Source organism: Pedobacter antarcticus (assembly GCF_900103515.1).
In the GTDB taxonomy this organism is placed as follows: domain Bacteria; phylum Bacteroidota; class Bacteroidia; order Sphingobacteriales; family Sphingobacteriaceae; genus Pedobacter; species Pedobacter antarcticus.
Genome location: NZ_FNGZ01000007.1, coordinates 127,795 through 152,386, shown reverse-complemented (window position 1 = coordinate 152,386; position 24,592 = coordinate 127,795). Strand labels below are relative to the sequence as shown.

General features: G+C 41.7%; 25 protein-coding genes. 7 read left to right on the top strand and 18 right to left on the bottom strand.

The features are described 5' to 3' along the window. The first annotated feature begins 55 nt into the window (after positions 1–55). Positions 56–988: a hydrogen peroxide-inducible genes activator gene (locus BLR53_RS14830; protein ID WP_037441311.1), complete on the top strand. Its 933-nt coding sequence runs from the start codon at positions 56–58 to the stop codon at positions 986–988. A gap of 72 nt (positions 989–1,060) precedes the next feature. Here BLR53_RS14830 and BLR53_RS14825 read toward each other — a convergent pair whose 3' ends face one another. The 3 genes from BLR53_RS14825 to BLR53_RS14815 all read right to left on the bottom strand — a co-directional run bounded on the left by BLR53_RS14825 (position 1,061) and on the right by BLR53_RS14815 (position 2,565). Beyond that, positions 1,061–1,672: a superoxide dismutase gene (locus tag BLR53_RS14825; RefSeq protein ID WP_037441309.1), complete on the bottom strand. Its 612-nt coding sequence runs from the start codon at positions 1,670–1,672 to the stop codon at positions 1,061–1,063. A gap of 82 nt (positions 1,673–1,754) precedes the next feature. Beyond that, positions 1,755–2,228 (bottom strand): nucleoside deaminase, encoded by a 474-nt coding sequence (locus BLR53_RS14820; protein ID WP_051759913.1) that lies wholly within the window; start codon positions 2,226–2,228, stop codon positions 1,755–1,757. Between the two features lies 1 nt (position 2,229). Then, positions 2,230–2,565 carry a tRNA-binding protein gene (locus BLR53_RS14815; RefSeq protein ID WP_037441307.1) on the bottom strand — a complete coding sequence of 112 codons (336 nt, stop codon included), beginning with the start codon at positions 2,563–2,565 and terminating at the stop codon, positions 2,230–2,232. Positions 2,566–2,675: 110 nt separating this feature from the next. On the opposite strand from BLR53_RS14815, the gene BLR53_RS14810 reads away from it, so the two are divergent. The 3 genes from BLR53_RS14810 (at position 2,676) to BLR53_RS14800 (ending at position 6,803) form a co-directional block, all read left to right on the top strand. Further along, positions 2,676–3,863, top strand: coding sequence for a class I SAM-dependent rRNA methyltransferase (locus BLR53_RS14810; RefSeq protein ID WP_074590807.1), 1,188 nt, complete (start codon positions 2,676–2,678; stop codon positions 3,861–3,863). A 122-nt stretch (positions 3,864–3,985) separates the two neighbouring features. Further along, complete coding sequence (locus BLR53_RS14805; RefSeq protein ID WP_143007886.1) at positions 3,986–5,824, top strand: hypothetical protein; 1,839 nt, start codon at positions 3,986–3,988, stop codon at positions 5,822–5,824. Between the two features lie 232 nt (positions 5,825–6,056). Continuing rightward, positions 6,057–6,803 carry a tyrosine-protein phosphatase gene (locus BLR53_RS14800; RefSeq protein WP_051759912.1) on the top strand — a complete coding sequence of 249 codons (747 nt, stop codon included), beginning with the start codon at positions 6,057–6,059 and terminating at the stop codon, positions 6,801–6,803. Positions 6,804–6,903: 100 nt separating this feature from the next. On the opposite strand, the gene BLR53_RS14795 is transcribed toward BLR53_RS14800, so the two are convergent. The 5 genes from BLR53_RS14795 to BLR53_RS14775 all read right to left on the bottom strand — a co-directional run bounded on the left by BLR53_RS14795 (position 6,904) and on the right by BLR53_RS14775 (position 11,303). After that, the gene (locus BLR53_RS14795) at positions 6,904–7,959 is read right to left on the bottom strand and encodes a nucleoid-associated protein (RefSeq protein ID WP_074590803.1); all 1,056 of its coding nucleotides are present in this window, start codon (positions 7,957–7,959) and stop codon (positions 6,904–6,906) included. Positions 7,960–8,048: 89 nt separating this feature from the next. Next, positions 8,049–8,831: a TerC family protein gene (locus BLR53_RS14790; RefSeq protein WP_037441299.1), complete on the bottom strand. Its 783-nt coding sequence runs from the start codon at positions 8,829–8,831 to the stop codon at positions 8,049–8,051. Between the two features lie 81 nt (positions 8,832–8,912). Next, positions 8,913–10,190 (bottom strand): hypothetical protein, encoded by a 1,278-nt coding sequence (locus BLR53_RS14785; RefSeq protein ID WP_074590801.1) that lies wholly within the window; start codon positions 10,188–10,190, stop codon positions 8,913–8,915. A gap of 32 nt (positions 10,191–10,222) precedes the next feature. Then, entirely contained in the window at positions 10,223–10,756 is a 534-nt protein-coding gene (locus BLR53_RS14780; protein ID WP_037441295.1) for a hypothetical protein, read from the bottom strand. Further along, complete coding sequence (locus tag BLR53_RS14775; RefSeq protein WP_074590799.1) at positions 10,746–11,303, bottom strand: RNA polymerase sigma factor; 558 nt, start codon at positions 11,301–11,303, stop codon at positions 10,746–10,748. Before BLR53_RS14775 ends, BLR53_RS14780 begins: the two co-directional genes overlap by 11 nt. Before the next feature lie 146 nt (positions 11,304–11,449). Here BLR53_RS14775 and aspS point away from each other — a divergent pair, with 146 nt between their 5' ends. Continuing rightward, positions 11,450–13,195, top strand: coding sequence for an aspartate--tRNA ligase (gene aspS, locus BLR53_RS14770; protein WP_074590797.1), 1,746 nt, complete (start codon positions 11,450–11,452; stop codon positions 13,193–13,195). Between the two features lie 81 nt (positions 13,196–13,276). Here the strand turns inward: aspS and BLR53_RS14765 are convergent, their stop codons facing one another. From BLR53_RS14765 to BLR53_RS14745, 5 genes are all read right to left on the bottom strand, one after another. Then, complete coding sequence (locus tag BLR53_RS14765; protein ID WP_074590795.1) at positions 13,277–13,717, bottom strand: hypothetical protein; 441 nt, start codon at positions 13,715–13,717, stop codon at positions 13,277–13,279. Then, positions 13,701–14,081, bottom strand: a complete 381-nt coding sequence (locus tag BLR53_RS14760; RefSeq protein WP_037441288.1) for a hypothetical protein — start codon at positions 14,079–14,081, stop codon at positions 13,701–13,703. The genes BLR53_RS14765 and BLR53_RS14760 overlap by 17 nt, the downstream gene beginning before the upstream one ends. 61 nt (positions 14,082–14,142) lie before the next feature. Further along, positions 14,143–14,409, bottom strand: coding sequence for a YtxH domain-containing protein (locus BLR53_RS14755; protein ID WP_037441286.1), 267 nt, complete (start codon positions 14,407–14,409; stop codon positions 14,143–14,145). A 297-nt stretch (positions 14,410–14,706) separates the two neighbouring features. Beyond that, the gene (locus tag BLR53_RS14750) at positions 14,707–16,116 is read right to left on the bottom strand and encodes a sigma-54-dependent transcriptional regulator (RefSeq protein ID WP_037441285.1); all 1,410 of its coding nucleotides are present in this window, start codon (positions 16,114–16,116) and stop codon (positions 14,707–14,709) included. Positions 16,117–16,282: 166 nt separating this feature from the next. Beyond that, positions 16,283–17,065, bottom strand: a complete 783-nt coding sequence (locus BLR53_RS14745) for an enoyl-CoA hydratase/isomerase family protein (protein ID WP_037441282.1) — start codon at positions 17,063–17,065, stop codon at positions 16,283–16,285. Positions 17,066–17,211: 146 nt separating this feature from the next. Between BLR53_RS14745 and BLR53_RS14740 the strand changes: the two genes are divergently transcribed. Further along, positions 17,212–18,873, top strand: coding sequence for a glutamine--tRNA ligase/YqeY domain fusion protein (locus tag BLR53_RS14740; RefSeq protein ID WP_074590793.1), 1,662 nt, complete (start codon positions 17,212–17,214; stop codon positions 18,871–18,873). A gap of 816 nt (positions 18,874–19,689) precedes the next feature. On the opposite strand, the gene BLR53_RS14735 is transcribed toward BLR53_RS14740, so the two are convergent. After that, on the bottom strand, positions 19,690–20,523 hold the full coding sequence (locus BLR53_RS14735; RefSeq protein WP_037441278.1) for an N-acetylmuramoyl-L-alanine amidase: 834 nt from the start codon (positions 20,521–20,523) through the stop codon (positions 19,690–19,692). Between the two features lie 119 nt (positions 20,524–20,642). Between BLR53_RS14735 and BLR53_RS14730 the strand changes: the two genes are divergently transcribed. Continuing rightward, positions 20,643–22,328 carry a dipeptidyl-peptidase 3 family protein gene (locus tag BLR53_RS14730; protein ID WP_074590791.1) on the top strand — a complete coding sequence of 562 codons (1,686 nt, stop codon included), beginning with the start codon at positions 20,643–20,645 and terminating at the stop codon, positions 22,326–22,328. Between the two features lie 112 nt (positions 22,329–22,440). Here BLR53_RS14730 and BLR53_RS14725 read toward each other — a convergent pair whose 3' ends face one another. From BLR53_RS14725 to BLR53_RS14710, 4 genes are read right to left on the bottom strand one after another with little or no spacing between them, the layout of a single operon-like run. Next, positions 22,441–22,809: a response regulator gene (locus BLR53_RS14725; RefSeq protein ID WP_037441275.1), complete on the bottom strand. Its 369-nt coding sequence runs from the start codon at positions 22,807–22,809 to the stop codon at positions 22,441–22,443. A gap of 12 nt (positions 22,810–22,821) precedes the next feature. Continuing rightward, on the bottom strand, positions 22,822–23,403 hold the full coding sequence (locus BLR53_RS14720; protein WP_074590877.1) for a chemotaxis protein CheB: 582 nt from the start codon (positions 23,401–23,403) through the stop codon (positions 22,822–22,824). Then, positions 23,385–24,212: a CheR family methyltransferase gene (locus BLR53_RS14715; RefSeq protein ID WP_037441272.1), complete on the bottom strand. Its 828-nt coding sequence runs from the start codon at positions 24,210–24,212 to the stop codon at positions 23,385–23,387. Before BLR53_RS14715 ends, BLR53_RS14720 begins: the two co-directional genes overlap by 19 nt. Continuing rightward, a complete protein-coding gene (locus BLR53_RS14710) occupies positions 24,212–24,583 on the bottom strand; it encodes a response regulator (protein ID WP_074590876.1) in 372 nt (123 codons plus the stop codon). The genes BLR53_RS14715 and BLR53_RS14710 overlap by 1 nt, the downstream gene beginning before the upstream one ends. Positions 24,584–24,592 lie beyond the last annotated feature (9 nt).

The following is a 24,592-nucleotide window of genomic DNA, read 5'->3' as shown; positions in this document are numbered from 1 at the left end:
TAAAAGATTATAGCTTTGGTCAATAATAAAAGCGAATCGCATAAATTATAACTATATGACTTTAGTACAACTGGAATATATTGTCGCAGTGGATACTTACCGCAGTTTTGTAGGTGCTGCCGAAAAATGTTTCGTTACACAACCTACACTGAGCATGCAGGTACAAAAGCTTGAAGAAATGCTCAATGTCAAAATATTTGACAGAAGTAAACAACCTGTGATCCCGACAGAAATAGGCTCACAGATTATTCAGCAGGCCCGTATAGTATTGCAGGAAAGTCAGAAAATAAAGGAAATTATTAACAGTCAGCAACAGGATATTGTCGGGGAGCTTAAAGTTGGTATTATCCCGACTGTCGCTCCGTATCTGCTTCCACAGGTAATTGCAAGCATGATGGAAAAATATCCTGACCTTAAACTACTGATCTGGGAATATACGACAGAAGATATTATTCATCATCTGAAAACCGGAGTACTTGACTGTGGGATTATGGCAACGCCGGTGAACGAACCAGGCATAGCCGAGGTACCTATGTATTATGAAACCTTTGTAACCTATATCAGTAAGAACAGCAAGCTATTTAAAAAGAAAACGATTAGCTCCGCCGACCTGGAAGAAGAAAATATATGGTTGCTTAATGAAGGCCATTGCATGCGCTCGCAGGTACTTAATATCTGCCGTTCGACTAAAGATAGCCGTTTACAAGGCTTAACCTACAATACGGGCAGCGTGGAAACTTTAATCCGCATGGTTGATATGAACAATGGGGCTACGCTTCTTCCTGAATTGGCTTTAGTGGACCTGAACAGCAAGCAACTCAGTAAAGTAAGGGCCTTTAAAGATCCGGAACCAGTTAGAGAAATAAGCCTGGTTACCCATAGCAATTTCATTAAGAAAAGAATGCTCAATGCATTCCGTGAAGAAATTCTGGCTGTCATTCCAAAGGCAATGAAACAGAAAAAGAAAAAAGACGTTGTAGGAATTTAAATTCGACGCTCAATCTGATCTAACGAAGAAAGCCACGCAATTGCGTGGCTTTTTCTTTATGAAGAAAAGGGATTATCCTTTTGCTTTGGTATAACGATCTGAAACAGCATCCCAATTTACTACATTCCAGAATGCAGCGATATAATCAGGACGTTTGTTTTGATATTTCAGGTAATAAGCATGTTCCCATACATCCATACCTAAAATTGGTGTACCTTTTACTTCAGCAATATCCATCAAAGGATTATCCTGATTTGGCGTAGAAGAAACAACCAGTTTGCCATCTGCACCAACGCTTAACCAAGCCCAGCCCGAACCAAAACGAGTAGCACCAGCTTCTGCAAATTTTGTTTTGAAGTCTGCAAATGATCCGAAAGCTGCATTGATAGCATCTGCTAAAGCACCTTTTGGCTCTCCGCCTTTTCCGTGTCCTAAAACTTCCCAGAACAGGGAGTGATTATAGTGACCACCACCATTATTTCTAACTGCAGCCGGAAACTTAGAGATATTTTTAATGATTTCATCCAGACTCTGGCTTGCTTCGGCCTTACCTTCCAGTGCTTTGTTCAAATTAGTAACATAAGCCTGGTGGTGTTTGTCATGGTGAATTTCCATGGTTTGTTTGTCAATATGCGGTTCCAGAGCATCAGTTGCGTAAGGTAACGCAGGTAATTCAAAAGCCATATGATTAATATTTAAGTTTTAAATTTATTACTTCGACAAATATAACATTCGAGTCCATGTTTTGTTCAATTCTTTTGTCAAACTAACTCCTTTTTGTCGCAAAGAAGCGCTTCATCAGGGCTGCACATTGTTCGGCGAGTACACCTTTGCGAATTACAGTTTTAGGATGAAGTAAATTACTGTTATGACTGCTATAACCACGTTTCGGTTCCGATGCACCATAAACTATGGCTCCGATCTGCATCCAGTAAGCAGCACCAGCACACATTACACAAGGCTCAACCGTAACATACAAAGTACAATCCTTAAGATACTTTCCACCAATTGTCTGTCCGGCCGCAGTGAACGCCTGCATTTCTGCATGCGCAGTCACATCGTTCAGCTGTTCCGTCAGATTGTGTCCTCTGCCGACAATACGTCCTTTGGACACTACTATTGCGCCGATAGGTATTTCGTCCTGCGTATAGGCCTGCTCCGCTTCCTGCAGGGCCAGCCGCATATAATGCTCATCTTCCTGCTGCGGGTCCTGGCTTCCGGTGAAATCGTAAAAACTCATATCAGACTAATTTATTTCCGTTCGGTACTTTACCCCTTAATGAGGTTAATACAATGTCCCCGTGTTCATCTGCAAAACCCGTTACCAGGAATTCGGACATAAATTTACCTATCTGTTTTTTGGGAAAATTAATAACCCCAACTATCTGCTGGCCAACCAGCTCTTCTTTCGTATAATGTTTGGTAACCTGCGCGCTGCTTGTTTTAATTCCGAAGGGTCCAAAATCAACCCGGAGTTTATACGCAGGATTACGGGCTTCGGGAAAATCCATTACTTCTAATACCGTTCCTACACGTAATTCGACTTTTTCGAAGTCATTCCACTTAATTTCTTCCATTGATATGCTTTTATCTTCTGCCTCAGACAGACACTTAAAAAGTCCTAAACTACAAAAAGCTGCTTATAAATCTGCTTTAATGACGTATTGCTTTTTACTACCTTTGCACTATGATCGAGCTGGTATTAAAAAAAGGCAAAGAAAAAGCCGCGTGGCAAAAACACCCATGGATATTTTCAGGCGCAGTTGATAAAATAAAAGGCAAACCCGAAAATGGTGAGGTAGTCAAAGTCCTGGCAGCCGACCAGTCGTTTCTGGCTTACGGTTATTATAACGGACAATCCCGCGTAGCGGCACGTTTACTGGAGTGGGACGAAAATACAGTAATTGATAGATCTTGGTATGCGGCAAGAATTAAAGCCGCCATCGCATCCCGGGCTCATGTCCTTCAACCAGGCAAGACAGATACATGCCGACTGATATTCAGTGAGGCAGATTACCTGCCCGGCCTGATCGTTGATCAATATGCAAACTTTTTATCCCTGCAAATTCTCAGCGCCGGTATGGAAAATATCAAATCAGACCTGATCGATATTCTGCGGGAAGAATTAAATCCGGCAGGCATCTTTGATAAAAGTGATGCAAGCGCAAGGACACACGAAAGTCTCGAACCGGCGCAAGGTCTTTTATGGGGAGAAAACCCTCCGGAGTTCCTTGCAGTAAAAGAGAATGGAATAACCTATCACATTAATATTGCAGACGGACAAAAATCCGGGTTTTATTGCGATCAGCGGGATAACAGAGAGATTCTGGCTGCTTACACTAAAGACAAAGAGGTATTAGATTGCTTCTGTTACAGTGGAGGATTTACCTTAAATAGCCTAAAGATGGGAGCCACTCATGTGACCAGTGTAGATAGCTCTGCATTAGCTATTGAAACGCTTGCGCACAACCTGGAACTCAATGGATTTGCAAAAGAAAAACAAAGCAGCATTCAGTCAGATGTGAATAAACAATTACGTGTATTCCGTGATGAAGGCAGAAAGTTTGATGTACTGGTCCTGGACCCGCCAAAATATGCGCCATCCCGTTCTGCACTGGACCGTGCAGCCAGGGCGTATAAAGATCTGAACCGACTGGGAATGTCCCTGCTGAAAAGCGGCGGCATACTGGCTACCTTCTCCTGCTCAGGTGCAGTGGACCTGGAAACATTCAAACAAATCATCGCGTGGGCAGCCCTTGATGCCGGCCGCGAAGTACAGATCATTAAACAATTTCATCAGCCTGAGGACCACCCGGTAAGAATTTCGTTCTCCGAGGGCGAATATCTTAAAGGACTGCTGCTGAGGGTGCTTTAATCTTTGTGACTTGATGCGTATTTCTGACTATGCAGGTCTTCCTTTACCGATTGGGACTTAATGGAAGACCTGCATAATTGTTCATAAATATTTATCATTTCATTAACATTAAAAATTTCGGCGTGTTGCGGTTTGTTTGTATTATTGCCCGCATCGTAACGCTCATGGGTAAGCTAGCCATCTCCTGCTTAAAAGGCACTCTATTTTTACTGTTTTTCTTTTGTTATCTGGCCATTTTACCACTCCCTGTAGATGCACAGGACGTTTATGCTCCTTTACGTTCCATAAACTCTCCTGCTAAGCGTTTAGAGCGGGCAATAGAAATAAACCGTCAGACGTCTTTAAGTAAAGACACGACCAGGGTGCTTCGTGACCTGAACCAACTTCACAAGATTGCGACAGACCTGGAGGACAAGCCACTTGAATGTCTTTATTACGGGCTGATGGCCAATCAATATTCGATTATTGCCGACCGTCCTAATATCCGCAGCGATGAATATCATCAAAAGGCCGTTGACCTCGCTAAAACCTATGATTTACCAGTAATGGTAGTGGTCAATCTGCTCAATTATGGATACTATCATTACAACTACAGGCAAATGGTTCCGGCTTATAAATATTTTCTGGAAGCAGACCTGCTACTGAAGGACCTGGACCCGGCTACACTACCTCAACCCAGCAGGCAGCTTAAAATTTTAGGCTATTTCTACTATTATATTAAAGAATATGGACAGGCAATCCATTATCTCAAGTCCGGTTTAAAATACTCAACTGAAAGTAAACGCGAGACTATAGACATTAACAATACAATTGGACTTTGCTATGCGCTGCAGTCAAAAGATCAGGAGGCCATTCAATACTACAATAAAGCAACAGCCCTTGCAGAAGCTGCAAAAGATACAGTATGGGTAGGCATAGTGGCCGGAAACACGGCCCGCCTTTATTTGCAGAACAACGAAAAAATAGACCTCGCACTCGAAAAATTTAAGCTGAACCGGGCTTATTCCATCCGTTTCGATGAACCTCTGGATGCTATGCTGGCTATCATTGACATCGCGGGTATTCAAATCCGCAGGAAGGAGTGGAAGTTAGCCGAACAATATCTGAATGAGGCAGAGACATTTCTGGCCGATAAACCATTTTTTTTAGTCAGCAGACTCAAAATCGCTGACATGCGGGCAACCATTGCAGAATCCAGACGTCAATACCGGGAATATTCCCAGTATCTGAGACAATATGTATCGCTTAAAGACAGTCTGGAGCAACGCGATAATTCTACCGAAATAGAACACGTCCGGCTTTTCTGGGAAAAACATCATTTTGACAAGCAGCGTGAAGCTTTGATCAAACAAGCCAAAGAAGAGCAGAGTAAAAAAAGGAACCTGATTATCTTTTCTTCCCTTCTGGTTATTATCTTAATTCTTTTTTACAGCAGGCAGCGCCTAAAAAATAAACATGCAGCAGCTACACTTGAAAAACAGAAAATAGAACATCAGCTAAAACAACAACAGGTAGAACTGGAACTCGAAACGGCCAGACTGGCTCTGATCAATTTTACAGATAATCTGAGAGAAAAGAATAAAATAATTGAGCATATGCGCAGTCAGATTGAGCTAATGGACGCCGATGTTGTCTCTACAGAGCAATATCCGGTACCACAAGCCAGCCTTCAGTCATTGCTGGAGACGCATTTAATGACAGAAGAAAGCTGGAAACGTTTTAAAGGAATGTTTCTAAAAGTTTATCCCAGCTTTTTCAGAGAGGTACTGACACTGCATCCATCGACCAGCGAGTCTGAGCTCAGAATCCTTTCCCTTTTAAGACTGGAGTTGAATAACAGGGAAATCGCAGAATTACTCGGCATTACCATAGACGGTGTTAAAAAAGCGAAACAAAGGCTCCGTAAAAAAGTGGGCGCATTACCAGGGGATAACATTCCCCAAACTTCCCCTTATTCCTAGACTAGTCGGTTTATTACAATTTGTCCACCCCTTGTCCACCCCCACAAATGCGCCTTTTTTAAAAGGTTTAAGCCATTTTTGAATTCTGATAGCGTACAATTTACACTGTGGAAATTCTAAGTCTTTTTACCCCAATACAGCGGAAACCCTATTAAAGACCGAGCGAATTTCAGACAGGAATATACGTCAGAAATAATGCTGTTTTTGTTCCCTCTTTATTTTCCTTAAAGCTATGCTCAATATTTTCCGAAAAAAAAACAAAGTAACTGACATCTCCTGGCTTGGAGTAGATATGCATTCCCACATACTACCCGGAATTGACGACGGGGCACAGAATGTAACCCATTCGGTACGTTATGTAAAAGCCTTACAGGAACTGGGGTTCAATCAGCTGATCTGTACACCTCATATATTTAAAGGTCTTTATCCCAATACTCCGGCTACCATTCTGCAAGCAGAGACCTTGCTTCGGGATGAATTAATAAATGCAAATATCTCCGTCAATTTGAGTACAGCTGCGGAGTATATGATAGATCACAATTTCAATCATGAAGAAGCATTATGTCCTATTCGTGGAGAATATCTGCTTATAGAAATGCGATTTCTGGTCGAGAGCCCCAATATAAGCCAGGCACAATTCGATATCGAGGTAGAAGGCTACAGACCTATCCTCGCACATCCGGAAAGGTATACTTATTACTATAAAGATCTATCGCGGCTGAAACGTTTAAAGGAAAAAGGATGTCTGTTACAGCTCAATTTATTATCTATTTTAGGTTATTACGGGCGGGATGTAAAGAAATTAGCCGATATATTGTTGAAAGAAAAAATGTATGATTTTGCGGGAACTGACCTTCATTCAGACAAACATCTGCAGATACTCACTGAATCTGTCATCTCAGGACGCATGTATGATCTGATTGGCACATATGACTTCAAAAACCAGGAAGTCTTTAATGCTCCCCTGCAGCTGGCTTAGCGTAAGCCCTGCGAATCCGTTTTGCCCATAATTCCCTGCTGTTGTATGTGTGTCAGCGGGGAAATTATAGGTTCGAATGAGAAAATCTCCAAACAAATTGCTATTCCTCTTCTTTGAAATAGACCTTATAATAGTTCATCGATTTATCTTCATCGAAGCCTTTCTCAATCAGCTCCTTATTTCCATGAATATAGATATGGAAGTTTTTATCGAGTTTAAGGACACTCTTAAAAGCCCTCGCTTGCTTTTTTACAGCGGCTCCTGAAATATCAAAGCTATCTGCAATAGCGGTGTCAAATTCATCCTCATAACTTTTCTTAAAATTCTTGAAGGAAGCTATTCCCTCTTCATTACCGATCACCTCTTGCGAAAATTCTTCCAGATCAAAACTTTCCTTTTCTTTGAAATACTTCATCGAGCGATTCAACAAATCAATCTTATCTGCTTTAGTAATATCGTACTCCTGGTCTAGTTTTTCTGTTACAAAGTTCTTATAAACGCCCATTACATTACTGGTCTGGTTATAATTGTCGTTCCGTACTTTCAATTTCAGAAAATCGTCCTTCCAGTAAACTGCCTCGGCACTCTTATTGGTCTGATCAATCACGGCTACCTTATATCCTTCTTCTTTCTCCGTATTGAAGATCAGGCACCCTTTGTCTAATTTATTAATATTCACAGCCTCCTGTTCATAGCTCAGCGCGAAACCGGCTTGTTCCGGAGACACCTTCAGATAAGCTTCCTTAGTTTCCGATTTGAAGATTCCTATCGCATCATGTACTTCTCCTTCGATCTGTACATTTTCAAAATAACAAACATAAAGTTCACCTGCTTTAATCTTCGGATGGCTGGAAATACCATACAGAAACTTAGCCAGTTGCTGGCTATTTTCATGAAATTTTGTTCCGTCGTCAAAAATCTGGGATACAAAGTGGAAAGCCTCATTCAGGTTCAAATCTTCATTTGGATGGAAGAAGCGGTAAATTTCGTTTACCTTCTCAAAAGGCCCAAGGAAATAACGCATCAGCAAATTCTTCAGTTGTTCATCCTGAATATCCATGGATTGCTCAGATAAGACATAGAACTCATCCTGTGCCTGGTTACCGATCCGGTGTATAGAGGTTTCCGAGAGAATGGCTTCAGGAAAATAAATCATAGCTATAGATTTTAAATAATAAAGGGATCCAAAGGTATTTATACAATTGGATCCCTCAAATGAATAAGAGAATTAAATAATTATTAAGATCACGACTGTTCGTCTACATTATTACGCAGCTGAACTGGTTTACGCTTTCCTTTCTTCATTTTAAGGTTCAGAATTTCGACTAGAATGGAGAATGCCATAGCAAAATAAATATATCCTTTAGGAATATGCTGATCAAGACCTTCGGCAATAAGCGATACACCTATAAGCAACAAGAAGGAAAGCGCAAGCATTTTCACCGTAGGATGATTATTCACAAAATTGCTGATCGCGTTGGCAGATATCATCATAATGATTACGGCAATCACAACTGCAATAATCATAATTTCAACGTGCTCAGCCATACCGATCGCTGTAATTACAGAGTCCAGAGAGAACACAATATCCAATACCAAGATCTGAGCGATTACACCGGCAAATGAATGAACTTTCACCTTGCCTTCCTCTTCTTCCTCACCTTCAAGTTTCAGGTGGATTTCGTGCGTACTCTTGTAAATCAAAAATAATCCTCCCAAAATCAGAATCAGATCACGTCCGGAGATCGCCAGTTTTTCCAGCCACTCTTTATTGTCCAAACTGACCCATTCGCCGATATTAAATAACGGAGAGGTCAGACTCATTACCCAGCTCAGAGAAAGCAACAGTAAAACACGGGTAATCATGGCCAGTCCCAGACCAAGTTGCCTGGCTTTCTTTTGCTGTTCTACAGGTAATTTTCCAGAGAGAATGGAGATAAAGACAATATTGTCTATGCCCAATACAATCTCCAGAACGGTTAAGGTAAGCAAGGAGATCCAGGCCTCAGCATGCATAAATATTTCCATAGGTTTTTTTGGTTACTAATATATAAAAAAAGCCCGCTGAATTTATCAACAGGCTCCTTTATAAAATTGTTTCTGCATTTCTTAATTGAAATTCAGGTTACCGTAAGTAGAACTGATTCTAATATTTGAAGTCCTGCCGTTTCCTATTCTCCCGTTATAACTTCTGGAAGATCCGCGTCGGCTCTCTTCATCACCGTCTGTATTGGTATGAACACGCTCACCTGATTTAAACGACCCATAAGATTGTCGCACCGTAAAATCTCCATTATAGTTTCCTGCAAAACCTATTTTAATACCCAGATATGTAGAAGTTACAGTCAAATTGCGGCTGCTTGCCAGAACTTGTTGTATATTCAGGTTGTTATAGTCCATATTGAAATTACCATCTCCTCTGAGTGTACCTACGTTTACACCACTGTACTGAGATTTGAGATCTAAATTTCCAACATTTGTAATATTCAATGTATTGTACTGCTGATCTACCCTGGCATTTCCTCGGATATCGCCGACACGTACATTCGCATATTGTGCATTGAGCACCAGATTACCCACGCTACCCAGTTCAAGACCCGACCCATATTGCTGCCTGATCACAGCATCTCCTGACACACGGGTAATCTTTACACCGGCATACTGGATATTCAGATCCAGCGTGCCGACTGTACCAATGGAAAGTCCAGACCCATACTGCTGCTTCACAGTTAATTTATTCGCTTCCACAATATTAGTTTTTCCGTACTGTACTGAAATATAATTATTATCGGAACTTAGATTACCCGCACTAAAATCCCCGTATTGTAGCTTAAGAGACAATGCACCTGCAAAATCTTCTATCTGTACGTTTCCGTACTGGTTACTAATACTCAGCGCATTCGATGCTGGCAGATAAATGACATAATCCACACGGATTTCACGGGCTTTGTTATTATTCCTGCCCCATCTTTTCTGTTCCTGCCCTATTACAGTCCGGAAGGAGATCTGGTCGGTGGATTTATCGGCATTAATATTCACCTGGTCAATTAACCGGCTCCCCCGGTGATCCTGGCTATTTGATGCCTTAATAGACGCATCAAGACGAACTTCTTTTCTATTCCAGGTTTTAACCACGACAGAACCATACTGGTTTGTTACACTGATTTTGTCCTGCCTGTCAGCACTGAAAGTACGACTGTATTTCTTAATGGTTCCAGACTGGTCATCATCCGGATCTGGTTGTGTATTTGTCTGCTGCTGAACTGCAGCAAGATTGAGGCTTTGGTCTGCAGTATTAACTGCATACACTTCCTCTCTGACAAGTTCCTGTGCGTAGGTGTTTTGTGCGAGCACAAGCATTGCACCCCAAAGCATTAATTTATTCATCCTCTTTTATATTTATAAGGTGTGTTGATGTGTCAGATTTGATTCTCCTTATTATATTCGGTAACAGAAGAGATTATAGAAAGCTGCTGACTCAGCAAATGCATCTGTATTTCAAGATTCCGGACCATCGCTTTAACAATTAACTGTTGATTGGGACTGCCGGGCAGCTCTTTCCTTAGCTTCTCATAATTCTGATTTAACACCTGCAAATCACTATTGAACTTCTCATACAACTCCGGATTATCTGACGCATAGTTCGCGAGACTATCCCTTTTCTCAGCGATCATACTGGCAAAGCGCATCTGTTTTTGGGCTGCAACCGGGTTAATTTCTGCCAGATTTAGCTTACTTCTTCCTGCCGGACCCCTGTTCAGGAAAACCAGACCCATCAGGATCAGCAGGGAAGCGGCAATACTCATCGCTAAATACAGACGTCGCTTTTTTGGCTTCTTCTCCCCTTGTTTGTCGAGTTCCTGTTCAATTTTATCCCATACTCCCCCTGAAGGCCGTTCTGTATCAAACTCTTTTCTGTTTTCTTTGATAAAATCATCCAAATCAATATTCATCTCTTACTCCTTTCTGTGCTAATAATTGCTTCAATTTTGTTTTACCTCTCAATAACTGCGAACGTGATGTAACCTCCGATATTTTCAGGATATGTGAAATCTCCTCATGATCATATCCTTCGAACAAGTACAAGGTTAATACGACCCGGTAGCCATCTGGCAATAGTTTAATTGCCGATTTGATCTCTTCTATCCGCCACTGGATTTCCTTTTCATCATTAACGGGTATATCCTCTGCTTCGACACCGTCAAGGCTTACAAACTCCGCTCTGCGTTTCCGCAGACAATTGATTGATTTGTTAACCACAATCTGTTTTAGCCATAAACCAAAAGTGGTTTCTGAACGAAAATCTTTAAGTCGTGTAAACGCATCCAGGAAAGCTTCCTGAAGTACATCTTCTGCCTCACCTTCATGGTTTACAATGCGTAACGCAACATTGTACATAGCACGCTCATACAGCTTGTATAATTCAAACTGTGACTTCCGGCAGCCCTTACGGCAGGCATCTACCAGTGCTAAGTGTTTATCTATATATACTGTTTCCAATCAATTGAGTATTCGGTTATAAGACAGATGCTTTATGGGAAAGTTGCATGCTCTGGAAAAAAAAATTAAATCTCCTGTCTAAATATAGGCTCTGTTTATAATATGTGGCTCAAAATGAATATTTTTGCGGCTTAATCCGATTAATCATGTTAAGAACTACAACTTGCGGAGCGCTGAGCATTAACAATTTAGGCGAAACCGTAATCCTGTGCGGATGGGTGCAGAAATCAAGAGACCTGGGTGGAATGACTTTTATTGACATCCGTGACCGTTATGGCATTACGCAATTGGTTTTTAATATGGATGATAATACAGAACTCTGTCAGACTGCCCGCAGCCTTGGCCGTGAATTTGTGATTAAAGCCAGCGGAACTGTTGTAGAACGTTCCAATAAAAACCTGAAAATGCCCACCGGAGAGATTGAAATTAAAATCACCGGTCTGGAAATATTAAATAGCTCCAAGATCCCGCCATTTATGATCGATGATGAGACAGATGGTGGAGATGATCTAAGAATGAAATACCGCTACCTCGATCTGAGAAGAAACCCTGTGCGTAACAATATGGTCTTGCGCCATCGCATGGCACAATCTGTCAGAAGGTATCTGGATGGATTAGACTTTATAGAAGTGGAAACTCCGGTGCTGATTAAGTCTACACCTGAAGGTGCCCGCGATTTCGTAGTTCCCAGCCGTATGAATGCTGGTGAGTTCTATGCCTTACCACAATCACCACAGACATTTAAGCAATTACTGATGGTTTCAGGTTTCGACCGTTACTTCCAGATCGTTAAATGTTTTAGAGATGAGGATTTAAGAGCAGACAGACAGCCTGAGTTTACGCAGATTGACTGTGAGATGTCATTTGTCGAGCAGGAGGATATCCTGAATACATTTGAAGGTCTGATCCGCACTTTATTTAAAGAAGTGAAACACTTTGATCTGCCGGAAGTCCCGCGGATGCAATATGCTGATGCTATGCGCTGGTATGGCTCTGATAAACCAGACACACGTTTCGAAATGCGCTTTACCGAGCTTAATGAGCAGGTAAAAGGTCATAATTTCCCTGTATTTGATCAGGCTGAATTAATATTAGGAATCAGTGCGAAAGGCTGCGCTCATTATACACGCAAGCAGATGGATGAGCTTACAGACTTCGTAAAACGTCCTCAGATCGGCGCTACCGGTCTTATTTATGCACGTCATCAGGAAGATGGCAGCATTAAATCTTCTGTAGATAAGTTTTACAGCGAAGATGTGCTTAAAACCTGGGCAGAAGCCCTGGACAGCCAGCCGGGCGACCTGCTGTTATTAATGGCTGGTACAACGGATAAAGTGCGTAAACAAATGAGTGAGCTGCGCCTGGAAATGGGTACGCGCCTTGGTTTGCGTAAGAAAGATGTTTTCAGTGCATTATGGGTATTGGATTTTCCACTATTGGAATGGGACGAAGAAACAGAGCGTTATCATGCCATGCACCACCCTTTCACTTCGCCTAAGCCAGAAGATATCGCGTTGCTGGATACTGATCCGGGAGCAGTTCGTGCGAATGCATATGATATGGTGGTTAACGGTACTGAGATTGGTGGCGGGTCAATCCGTATACACGACCGTAGCCTGCAGGCATTAATGTTCAAGCATTTAGGCTTCAGTACTGAAGAGGCTCAGAAACAATTTGGCTTCCTGATGGACGCTTTCGAATTCGGTGCCCCTCCGCATGGCGGTATTGCTTTCGGTTTTGACCGTTTATGCTCCATCTTTGCAGAACTGGATTCAATCCGTGACGTTATTGCATTCCCGAAAAACAATTCAGGAAGAGACGTTATGATTGACAGCCCATCTACTATTGACGATAAGCAACTGAAAGAATTAAAAATTGCCTCAACGCTATAAATCCTTTCCAGAATATGTTAAATAAGAAAGGCTATCCAAATGGACAGCCTTTCTTATTTAACATATTAGGTTGGTGCTTCATTAAAACGTTTCGCTGTCAGGCGGAATTCCATAATCAATGAACTCCCCTCCCTTCGCTTTTTTCTTTTTACTACCAAACAATCCCTTAATTGAATTAAAGATGGCGGAGAGATGTTCTGCATCAAGTGTTTTTCCAACTTTACTTGTCGCTAATCCCACCAGAGTTTTGGTCAGGAAGCCTGAGCCACGGAAAACGGTACTGTTCATCAGCATAGGTAATACCATACTCATCAGCTTACTGCTGATATTCAGCTTATCGTCCACTTTCAGAAAAGCTGAAGGTGTCGCATATTTCCTGATCAGATTTCCCGGAGTAAACTGAGAAACATATGTTTTCACATCATCTTTCAACTTTACTTCCTGGATCTTATACTCAACTTTAAGTCCGATCATCTGTACATTGAGGTCATGCAGATTGTTAATACTACCCTTTTTGATCATCTTCCTCGTCCTCCTCTAATTTTTTAAAATATTTTTTGATCGTAAAGTTAACAATAGCCTTTTCTATGAAATTCTCTTTGGTAAAAAACACAATGAGCGCAAGAAACAGATAAAGTAAAGACACAGTGCCAAAACCAGCTGTATAACTATGGAAAATATTGGACAGAAACAGGGCAAGTGTTATTGTACCCAGAATAAATGCAAGTGTAAAACAAATAGCAACGATCGCATTTGTAACGAGATCGGCAAATATTTTTGATCCCCTTTTGATGAATACCAGTCGCGTATATTCCAACCTGGCGTCCAGGTAGGTCCTTGCATCGGTGATGATTTCATCAAAATTCTTTTCTTTCTTCTCCTCCATTATTCTATTGTTAGCTTTTATTGGTTTATTAAGGCTTGTGATCCGCGCAAAGCATTAGATGCTAAGCATGCTCTATATCATCTGCATATTCTTCTTCTACCTGGTGTACTTTGCTTTTAACAGCATCGACAACTTTATCTTTAATTCCTGCCAAATGACTAATTTCATCTGCAGCTTTGTCTTTTATAGTTTCTGCCAGGTCTTTTATAGACTGGTTTAAACGGTCACGGGTCTCACTGCCTTTTTCCGGAGCAAATAATAATCCTAATGCAGCGCCTGCAGCTAAACCGGTCAGCAGACCTATCAGTACTTTTGAGTTATCGTTCATGACTTAAAAAATTTATTGTTGAATAATTAGTTTACAATTACACAGGTTCCCGGCTATTTCCGCTTTTATAACTCAAACATTCTGAGAATTGTTTTAAATCTTTCCAATCTCTGCAAATTCAATAAAAAGGGCAAAGATTCACAACTTTCAAAAAGGTAAAAATAGACCAGGAAAAGCCTGTAAAAGGCTCGCAACCTGTTTGGTGATTATACCAATAACCAGGCCAAACAGCGGGATTTCTGTTTTTGGCTGCAGCAGATCTGCAGCCTGATAAAGTATTTGTTAAAAGAACAGGTTTTAGCTATCCAGATTGATAGCTTTCATTTTATTGTAGAGTGTCTTTCTGTCAATATTCAAAATCTTTGCAGCTTTGGTTTTATTGAAATTAACCTCCCTGAGAACCTTCAGAATAGCCTCATATTCGGCTTCAGAAGCCGCATTTTTCAGGTCCCTGGATTTCTCCGGATTTCGGTGCTGTATATGTTGTTCTATTTGAGTTACACGTGCATCTGTTGAGATCTCAAGCGGTAAAGCCTTCAGCTGGATCTCATCTGTTTCTGTAAGCAGTGTCGCTCTTCTGACCACATTTTTCAATTCCCTTACATTTCCCGGCCAGTTATAACTCAGAAAACATTTCTCTACATCTGCAGAGAAGCCCAGTACATTTCTGCCCAATTCTTCATTCGCAAAATCAAGGAAATTTTTAGCGAAAATCATAATGTCTCTACCTCGCTGACTTAATGGCGGAAGGTCAATGGAGAACTCATTAAATCTATGATACAGATCTTCCCTGAACCTACCTTTCTGAATCGCAGAAGCCAGGTTTTCATTGGTCGCAACTACAATCCGTACATCAAGATCAATTTCTTTTGTACTGCCTATTCTCTTTATTTTACGTTCCTGTACAGTACGCAATAACGCGGCCTGGATTTCATAAGACAGATTGCCAACTTCATCAAGAAAGAGCGTACCTCCATTTGCCATTTCGAAATGGCCGATCTTCGTATTTAATGCGCCCGTAAATGACCCTTTTTCATGTCCAAAAAACTCACTTCCCGCCAATTCTTTGGTTAAAGAACCACAGTCCATAGCTACAAAAGGATTATCCTTCCGCGGACTGTTCAGATGGATCGCTTTTGCAACAGACTCTTTTCCTGTTCCGCTTTCACCAGTAAGAATAACACTATAGGAAGTGGGTGCAACCAACTGAATCTGTTTCATTAGATCTTTAGATGCCTGACTTTGCCCGGCTACAAAATTTTCGACATTCAGATAGGCCGGTTTACCACCTTTGCCTTTACCTTGCTCTGAACCTCCATCTGCCGTTGCACCGTCATTGAGCGCCTGCTGAGTGTCAATAGCTTTATTAATTGTATTTAAAATTTCATCGGGGTAAAGAGGCTTGGTAATATAATCGTATGCGCCTAATTTTATTAATTCTACTGCCAGCTTAATATCAGAATAACCGGTGATAATAATAACTCCGGTATGTGCATGCTTTTCTTTGATTTTTACAAGGACCTCCCTGCCATCTGTATCGTCCAGCCGGTAGTCACAAAGAACCAGGTCAAATTCCTCTTTCGCAAGCAGTTCAAACGCAGAATTTCCAGAGGTAGCAGTGCTGACACTAAACCCGTTACGTGTTAAGAATTTAGATAATAACAATCCTATATTAATCTCATCATCAACGATCAGTATTTTTTTCATATTCAGGCTACAAGGTCTAAAATTTGGATTGTTAAATATAGAGAAATATTTTATATGGGAAATATTTTCTACACTCTAAATCACAAAAACGCGTCTGGACAAGCAAAGCGCAGGTAAAGTTCTAAAAATTTTGTTCGTCAAATATTAAACCATTTATCTTATTTACTTAGTTTCCTTTAAATTCTGGTTGTCTTTTTTCGGTAAATGCACCGGATCCTTCTTTAAAATCAGCGGTATCGAAGCACCGTCCGAATTCTGTGATCTCCATCTCGAATCCGTTAATTCCGTCTTCTCCCGCCGCATTTACTGCCCGTATAGCGGCGGCAACTGCAAGTGGGGCACGCTTCTGGATAAGTTGAATTACAGAAACCGCCCTGGTTAATAATTCTTTCTGCGGAACCACCTGATTAACAAGCCCCACCTTCTCTGCCTCCGCTGCGGTAATCATTCCTGCTGTAAGGATCATTTCAAGTGCTTTTCCTTTACCAACCAAAGCTGTCAACCGTTGTGTACCACCATAACCGGGAATAAGTCCTAAAGAGACTTCCGGTAGTCCTAATTTTGCATTCTCAGAAGCCAGCCTGATATGGCAGGCCATAGCAAGCTCTAGTCCTCCACCGAGCGCGAAACCATTAATAGCAGCAATCCATGGCTTGGAAGAGTGTTCGATCGCATTGAAAACAGATTCCTGTCCATTTCTAGCCAGCTCTTCTCCCTCCGCTGCATTATAACCTGCAAATTCAGAAATGTCTGCTCCGGCAACGAACGCTTTCTCTCCCGCCCCTGTAAGCAATACTGCACTAACATCGGCTTGTTGTCCGGCATAAATAACCAGCTCAGCGAGTTCTGCCAGTGTAGTTTTATTTAGTGCATTGAGTTTTTCCTGACGGTTAATAGTCAGATATAAAATTCCGTCCCTGATCTCTGATAAGATGTTTTTAAGATTCATAAATATGTGGGTTATTAGACTAATTCCGGCAGACCGGATATAATAAGATATTTAGATAAACGATAGACACATCGATCAATTGTCTATCGTAAATGTAAGTAAATTAGCACTTTTATATTAACTTTGAGCATAAATTTACAGTTTTTATGAGTGAGGAAAGATCATTGAACTTTATTGAAGAGATCATTGAAAACGATTTGAACAGTGGAAAGTACGAGACTTTAATTACGCGGTTTCCACCTGAACCTAACGGCTATTTACACATCGGCCACGCGAAAGCAATCTGCCTGAATTTCGGATTATCCCAGAAATACGGCGGCTATACTAACCTGCGTTTCGACGATACTAACCCGGTAACAGAGAAAACGGAATATGTTGACAGCCAGCAACAGGACATCAAATGGTTAGGTTTTCAGTGGAAAAACGAACTGTATACTTCAGACTATTTTCAGACACTGCACGACTTCGCAGTGAAATTGATAGAAAAAGGCCTGGCCTATGTTGACCATGGTACTGCAGAGGAGATCGCAGCTTTAAAAGGCACACCAACTGAGCCCGGAAAAGACAGTCCTTACCGCAGTAGGTCTACTGAAGAAAACCTGGAATTATTTGCGGAGATGAAAGCTGGAAAGTTTGAAGACGGCGCCTGTACTTTACGGGCCAAGATTGACATGTCCAGCCCAAATATGCTGATGCGTGATCCAATCATCTACAGAATAAAACATGCAGAACACCACCGTACCGGCAATACCTGGTGCATTTATCCGATGTATGACTTTGCTCACGGGCAAAGTGACAGTATAGAATCAATTACGCACTCTCTCTGCACACTGGAGTATGTGTCGCACAGAGAGCTATACAATTGGTTTATAGAGATGCTGGAAATTTTCCCGTCTCAGCAGTACGAATTTGCGCGTCTAAACCTGACTTATACGGTTATGAGTAAGCGTAAGCTTCTTCAATTGGTTAATGAAGGTGTAGTAAGCGGATGGAATGATCCAAGGATGCCAACAATAAGCGGATTGAGAAGAAGGGGCTACACGCCGGAAAGTATCCGTGAGTTCTGTGAGCGTATCGGTATTGCTAAAAGAGAAAACCTGATCGAACTAAGCTTACTGGAATTCTGCGTAAGGGAACACCTGAATAAAACCGCAAATCGTGTAATGGCTGTTTTAGATCCCATTAAATTGGTTATTACGAACTATCCTGAAGGTCAGTCTGAAATTCTGATTGGCGAAAATAATCCGGAAGCGGAAGATAAAGGTGGCAGCAGAGAAATTCCTTTCAGTAACGAATTGTGGATCGAAAGAGAAGATTTCATGGAAGAACCTGCAAAAAAATGGTTCAGACTCGCTCCCGGCGCAATGGTAAGGTTAAAAAATGCGTATATCGTTCAGTGTGATGATTTCATAAAGGATGAAAACGGAAACGTAACTGAAATCCGTTGCAGCTACTTCCCAAATTCAAAAAGTGGTGAAGATACTAGCGAACTGCATGTTAAGGGCACAATACACTGGGTAAGTACCGCACATGCGAAAACTGCTGAGGTAAGGATTTACGACCGTTTATTCAGCGTAGAATCTCCTGACAGTGAAGAGGGTGATTTTAAAGACTACCTGAATTCTGACAGTGTCCGCGTTATTAAACAAGCTTATATTGAGCCATACCTAGCGCAGGCAGACATGGATTCCAGGTACCAGTTTATTCGTAAGGGCTATTACTGCCTGGATCTGGAATCGACTCCGGAGCACCTGGTATTCAATCAGACTGTCGGTCTGAAGGATGCGTGGGCGAAGGCGAAAAAATAGTTACTCCTGGCGCAGAGTTGCCTTAGGGTCGCATAAAAAACAGGCAAGGTTTACAGAACTACAGCAAAGCTGAAAGGTTCTTTTAAACCTTGTCTGTTTTTTTTATGCGCTTCGATGTGGGTTGGCTGGCTGCGCAATGGAATGTTTTTTTTTGGGGGAGGCCGGTATGGGGGGTTAGGGGTTTATGTTTACATGGCGCAGGGTTGCCTTAGGGTTGCCTTAGGGTCGCATAAAAAACAGGCAAGGTTTACAGAACTACAGCAAAGCTGAAAGGTTCTTTTAAACCTTGTCTGTTTTTTTTATGCGCTTCGATGTGGGTTGGTTGGCTGCGCAATGGTAAGTTTTTTTGGGGGGGGAGGCCGGTATGGGGGGAGCTGGTATGGGGGTTAGGGGTTTATGGATGGGTTGATATTTCTGGGGGCATATTTATGGGATGAGGAGGGATTTTTTAACTTATGGTTAAGGTATGGTGTTGGGTTGGTTTTCGTTTTAGTTTCTTCATACTTCCTTCATTGTTTGTTCACTGTTTGTTCGGAGTTCCTTCGGTCGGGATTGAAGGAAGTATGAAGAGGAGTGGAATCAGGTACGAAATAATATTAAGGTTAAGTAGAGCAGAATAGGTAGAGGTTTGCAGGGAGATTGAAGGTTAAATCAGGTTTCCAGAGGGAGGTTTATTTGATTTATGATTTCATATAAATAGAGAGGCCGGATACTCAATGTGTGAGTATCCGGCCGTTTTGGTTTATGTCTGAAGTTTTCGCCTTTTTTAATGACGAAGGATGGCCCCTTTTTATAATGAGGGGGATCTGTGATTGCTTAGATATATTTCTTGTAGAGGTTGAACAGGATCATGAGATCACCCTGGCGGAGTACGCCGGTGATATCTGTCTGGACGAAGTGTCTTTTAAAGGCAATGATCGCTGCCGACATGTTACTTACGTCGTAACCGATGATTCTAAGGGCTGTCGCGGGGTCAAAGTTCGGTGGCGGGAGTTGTAGTACGGAATCGTACCAGAGGCCGAAACCGGCATCTGCAAGGGTTTTCCATGGGAATTTATTGGGGTCGATCTTTCGTTTCGGAGCAATGTCGGAGTGTCCGATAATGTTAGCTGCCGGAATATTATATTTCTTTTTCAGGGTCTTGAGCAGGCTGATCAGGCTGCTGATCTGGGCATCTGAATACGGCTCATCACCGTTATTGTCCAGTTCTATGCCCAGGGAGCAGGAGTTCAGGTCTGTTTCATTTCCCCATTTACCTACTCCGGCATGGTTTGCCCTCAGATAATCATTTACCATCTGCACTACTTTCCCATCACGGCCTACTATATAGTGGGCACTTGTCTGGGTGGATTTCAGGATGAATGTACGGATTGTCTGATCGGTAGATTTCTGAGCGGTATGGTGCAGGATTATGAACCCGGGCTTGCGGATACCAAAATTGACAGAGCCTATAAAGGACTGCTGATCTGCCGGCAATAATTCGATTTGCTGGTTTGCCGGAGGAAAGGCTTCGAGGATCTGTCCGAAAGACTTAGCCTGCTCTTTGTATACTTTATTCGTAGCGGCATACTTATTACTTGAGCACGCAGACAGGACGAACATCGGTACACTAAGTAATACACTGTAATTCAGTATCTTATTTATTTTCATGGGAGATGTATTGAGGTACGGTGAAATTACTAATATTTATTTTAATGCCCCGGATACCTCTAAAATTATGCTTGCCCTTTATTTTTTTCCTAATTTAGTTGCGTTATAAAGAAATACCTATGAACAAATCGTTTAAAGCGGCCCTATTAATCACAGGCTGCTCCATAATTGGAGGAGTTACATCCTGCTCCAATGACACCAAAGGAAGTGGTGAAACACAAGCAGAGCATCAGGGCGTCGCAAAAGACACTTTACAGGACTACGTGAATCAGCGTCTTGCTATTTATGAAACTGTTAAGCTTACAACCAATCTGAATGCCCTTTCTGTTACTGACCGTCAGGTTCTTCCCCTGCTCATCCAGGCTGCGCAGATTATGGATGACCTGTTCTGGAAACAGACTTATCCGCAGCGCGACAGTTTACTTACTGCAGTAAAGGATGAAAAAGCAAAAGCTTTTATCCGTATAAACTATGGCCCATGGGATCGGTTAAATGGCGACAAACCATTCATTGCAGGCGCAGGCGTAAAACCGGAGGGTGCAGCCTTTTATCCGCTGGATATGAAAAAAGAAGAGCTGGAAAAATCAGATCTAAAAGATAAATTTAACGCCTACTCTGTAATCCAACGCGACACCGCAGGTAAGCTGGTTAGTGTACCTTATCATATTATGTATGCTGCAGAATTACAGCGTGCGTCAAGTCTGCTAAAACAAGCAGCTTTGCTTACCGACGATACCGGCTTTAAAAAATACCTGAATACACGTGCCGATGCATTAGTTACCGACCTGTATAATCCAAGTGATTACGCATGGCTGGATATGAAAACTAATACGCTGGACATTATTATAGGCCCGATTGAGAATTATGAAGACAAATTGTTCAATGCCCGTACATCCTACGAAGCCTATGTATTGGTTAAGGACAAAGAGTGGAGTAAGAAGCTGGCGAAGTATGTAAGTATGCTGCCTGAATTGCAAAAAGGCCTGCCTGTTGCCGCGAAGTATAAGAAGGAGAAACCAGGTACAGATTCAGAATTGAATGCATATGATGTGGTTTATTATGCCGGAGATTGTAATTCTGGTTCTAAAACCATCGCGGTAAACCTTCCCAATGATGAAGTTATCCAACAGAAAAAAGGTACGCGCAGATCACAGTTGAAAAATGCCATGAAGGCAAAGTTTGACAAAATTCTGGTTCCTATTGCGACTGAACTGATCGATAAAGAACAACAGCAGTATGTTAATTTTGATGCCTTCTTTGCGAATGTGATGTTTCATGAAGTTGCACACGGTTTAGGTATCAAAAAGACAGTGAATGGAAAAGGATTCGTTAAGGATGCTTTACAGGAACAATATAGCTGGCTGGAAGAAGGGAAAGCCGATATCCTTGGTTTATATATGGTAACCGGCTTGCTTAAGAAAGGCGAACTGACCGGGGATATTAAAACTTATTACACCACATTTATGGCTGGAATTCTTCGCTCTGTACGTTTTGGTGCAGCAAGTGCACACGGACAGGCAAACATGCAATGCTTTAATTTCTTCCGTGACAAGGGCGCTTTCGTGAGATCTGCGAACGGAACCTATAAAGTTGACTTTGGTAAGTTCCAGTCCGCGATGAATGAGCTTGGCGGCATGATCCTTATGCTTCAGGGCAATGGCGATAAAAATGCCGTAGCTAAAGTTAGAAAAGAGAAAGCGATAATCACCCCGGAATTACAGGGCGATCTGGATCGTCTGAGTCAGAAAGGCATTCCCGTAGATATTATATTCGAGCAGGGTGTTGACGTGCTTGGCGTCAAATAATAACAGCCCATTTTATAAAAAAAATCCCCCAACCAGCAAAATGCTTTTTGGGGGATTTTTTGTTTATGATATTCTCCTTGAACTGGTTTCTGTAAATTCCGGATCTCTTGATTTATTTCGGCAGATGCTTGAGAATAATATTCTCCAGCTCTTCGATATCAAAAGGTTTAGAAAGATAGCCATCTGCACCGGCCTGATCGGCGAGCGCCATTACGTCGTTATTAGCAGAGAAATAGATTACAGGTATAGACTTTAACGTCGGGTGGCTTTTAAGCTCCCTGGTAGCATCTATCCCCCCTACGTCAGGCAACCAGTTGTCCATGAAGATAATGTCGGGCGTGTAAGCTGTAACCTGGTCAATAATATCATTTGATGTGGACGATGTTTTAATTTCATAACCCGCATCTTCCAGAATAAAAGTACATAACTCCAGAATATCTGAGTTATCATCAAAAATGAATACCTTTTTTTGTTCAGCCATATCATGTGTGCGTTAAGATAGCAAATTTATAAAATCCGCCATATCTTCAATACTTAATGTATAATCTATTTTTAATTGGAGCGCGGCCTGCGCAGGCATATAAGAGACCTGTGCAGTTTCAGGATCCTGAATAACGGTTATTCCACCCCAGGCCTTAACACTTTTCAACCCATTTACTCCATCGGAATTAGATCCCGACAATAACATGCAAACCAGTTTTCCCCTATAGGCCTCTGCCCCGGTCTGGAAAGTCACATCAATTGCCGGACGGGAATAATTGACTTTTTCTGAGTAATCAAGTGAAAAAGTTTTGTTTTGTTCGATTAGCGTATGATAGTCTGACGGTGCAATATAGACTGTCCCGGCCATCGCCTGTTCCTTCTCTTCTATTTCTTTAACTTTCAGACTGGTCTTTCCAGATAAAAGATCCGGTAACAGGGAATCGGTGCCATGTTTTCTGTGGACAACAATAATCACGGGAAAACTCAGGGTTGGTGAAAGTGCGGGTAAGACCCTTAAAACCACCTCCAGACTACCTGCAGATCCGCCGATAATTAAAGCTTCACAATTTTTCATCAGCTCACTTTCCTCCATATTTTTTCTGCCGGAACTCTTTTATAATTTTTGGAGAGCGGAGAGAAATCCAGGGTCTCTTTACTTCCCAGCGCAAGGTATCCTAGTGGTTGCAGACTTTCGTCAAATAACTGCAGTACTTTATGTTGCAGATCCCGGTCAAAATAAATCAATACGTTCCTGCACAGAATAAGCTGGAACTCATTAAAAGTATGGTCTGAAACCAAATTGTGTGTCGAAAATATAATTTTACGCTTGAGTTCGTCATCAAATTTGGCCAGCGAATAATTCGCTGTGTAATAACTGGAGAAATCAAGTTGTCCGCCCGAAGCGATATAGTTTTCGGAATATTGCTTCATCTGGCTCAATGCAAACATGCTCTGCGCAGCTTTTTCCAGCACGACAGGGTTCAGATCTGTTGCATAAATTAAAGATTTATGCAACAGATTCAATTCTTTCAAAATGATCGAAATAGAATAAGCTTCTTCGCCTGTAGAACAACCTGCAAGCCAAATCCTAATGAAGGGATAAGTGCCCAGCTTCGGTAATACAACATCCCTCAACGTTTTAAAGAAGACAGGGTCACGGAACATTTCGGTAACATTAACTGTAATCTGCTCAACGAATCTTTTAAAATAAACTGGATCATTGTTAATCTGATAACGGAATTCGGCAAAGCTCAATGCTTTATCCAGGGAGTAGAGTCTGATAATCCGTCTTTTTAAAGACGCTCTGGAATAACCTGTAAAATCATATCCGTAATGATCAAGCAGATCTGCAAGTAAAATTTCAACCTGCTCATCGTTTATTAAAGAGACTTCGGAATACATCAGATATATTTAATCAGCAATTCATTCAACAGGTCTACATTAATAGGTTTAGACACATAACCAACTGCGCCTGCATCCAGGCATCTTTCTCTATCTCCAACCATCGCCTGCGCTGTTACTGCAATTACAGGGATTTCTTTCAGATCTTCGCACTCTCCCATTTTAGCTATGGCCTGATAACCATCCATACCAGGCATCATCATATCCATCAGTACTACGCCAATATCCGGACTGCTTTCCAGCAATTGTAATCCTTCTTCACCGCTCGTTGCTGCAACACATTGATATCCCTTTGCTTTAAGCACCGCTTTCAGCGCAAAGATATTCCTGTTATCGTCATCAATTATCAGCACCTTCTTTTGAGTTTCCATTCTCATTTA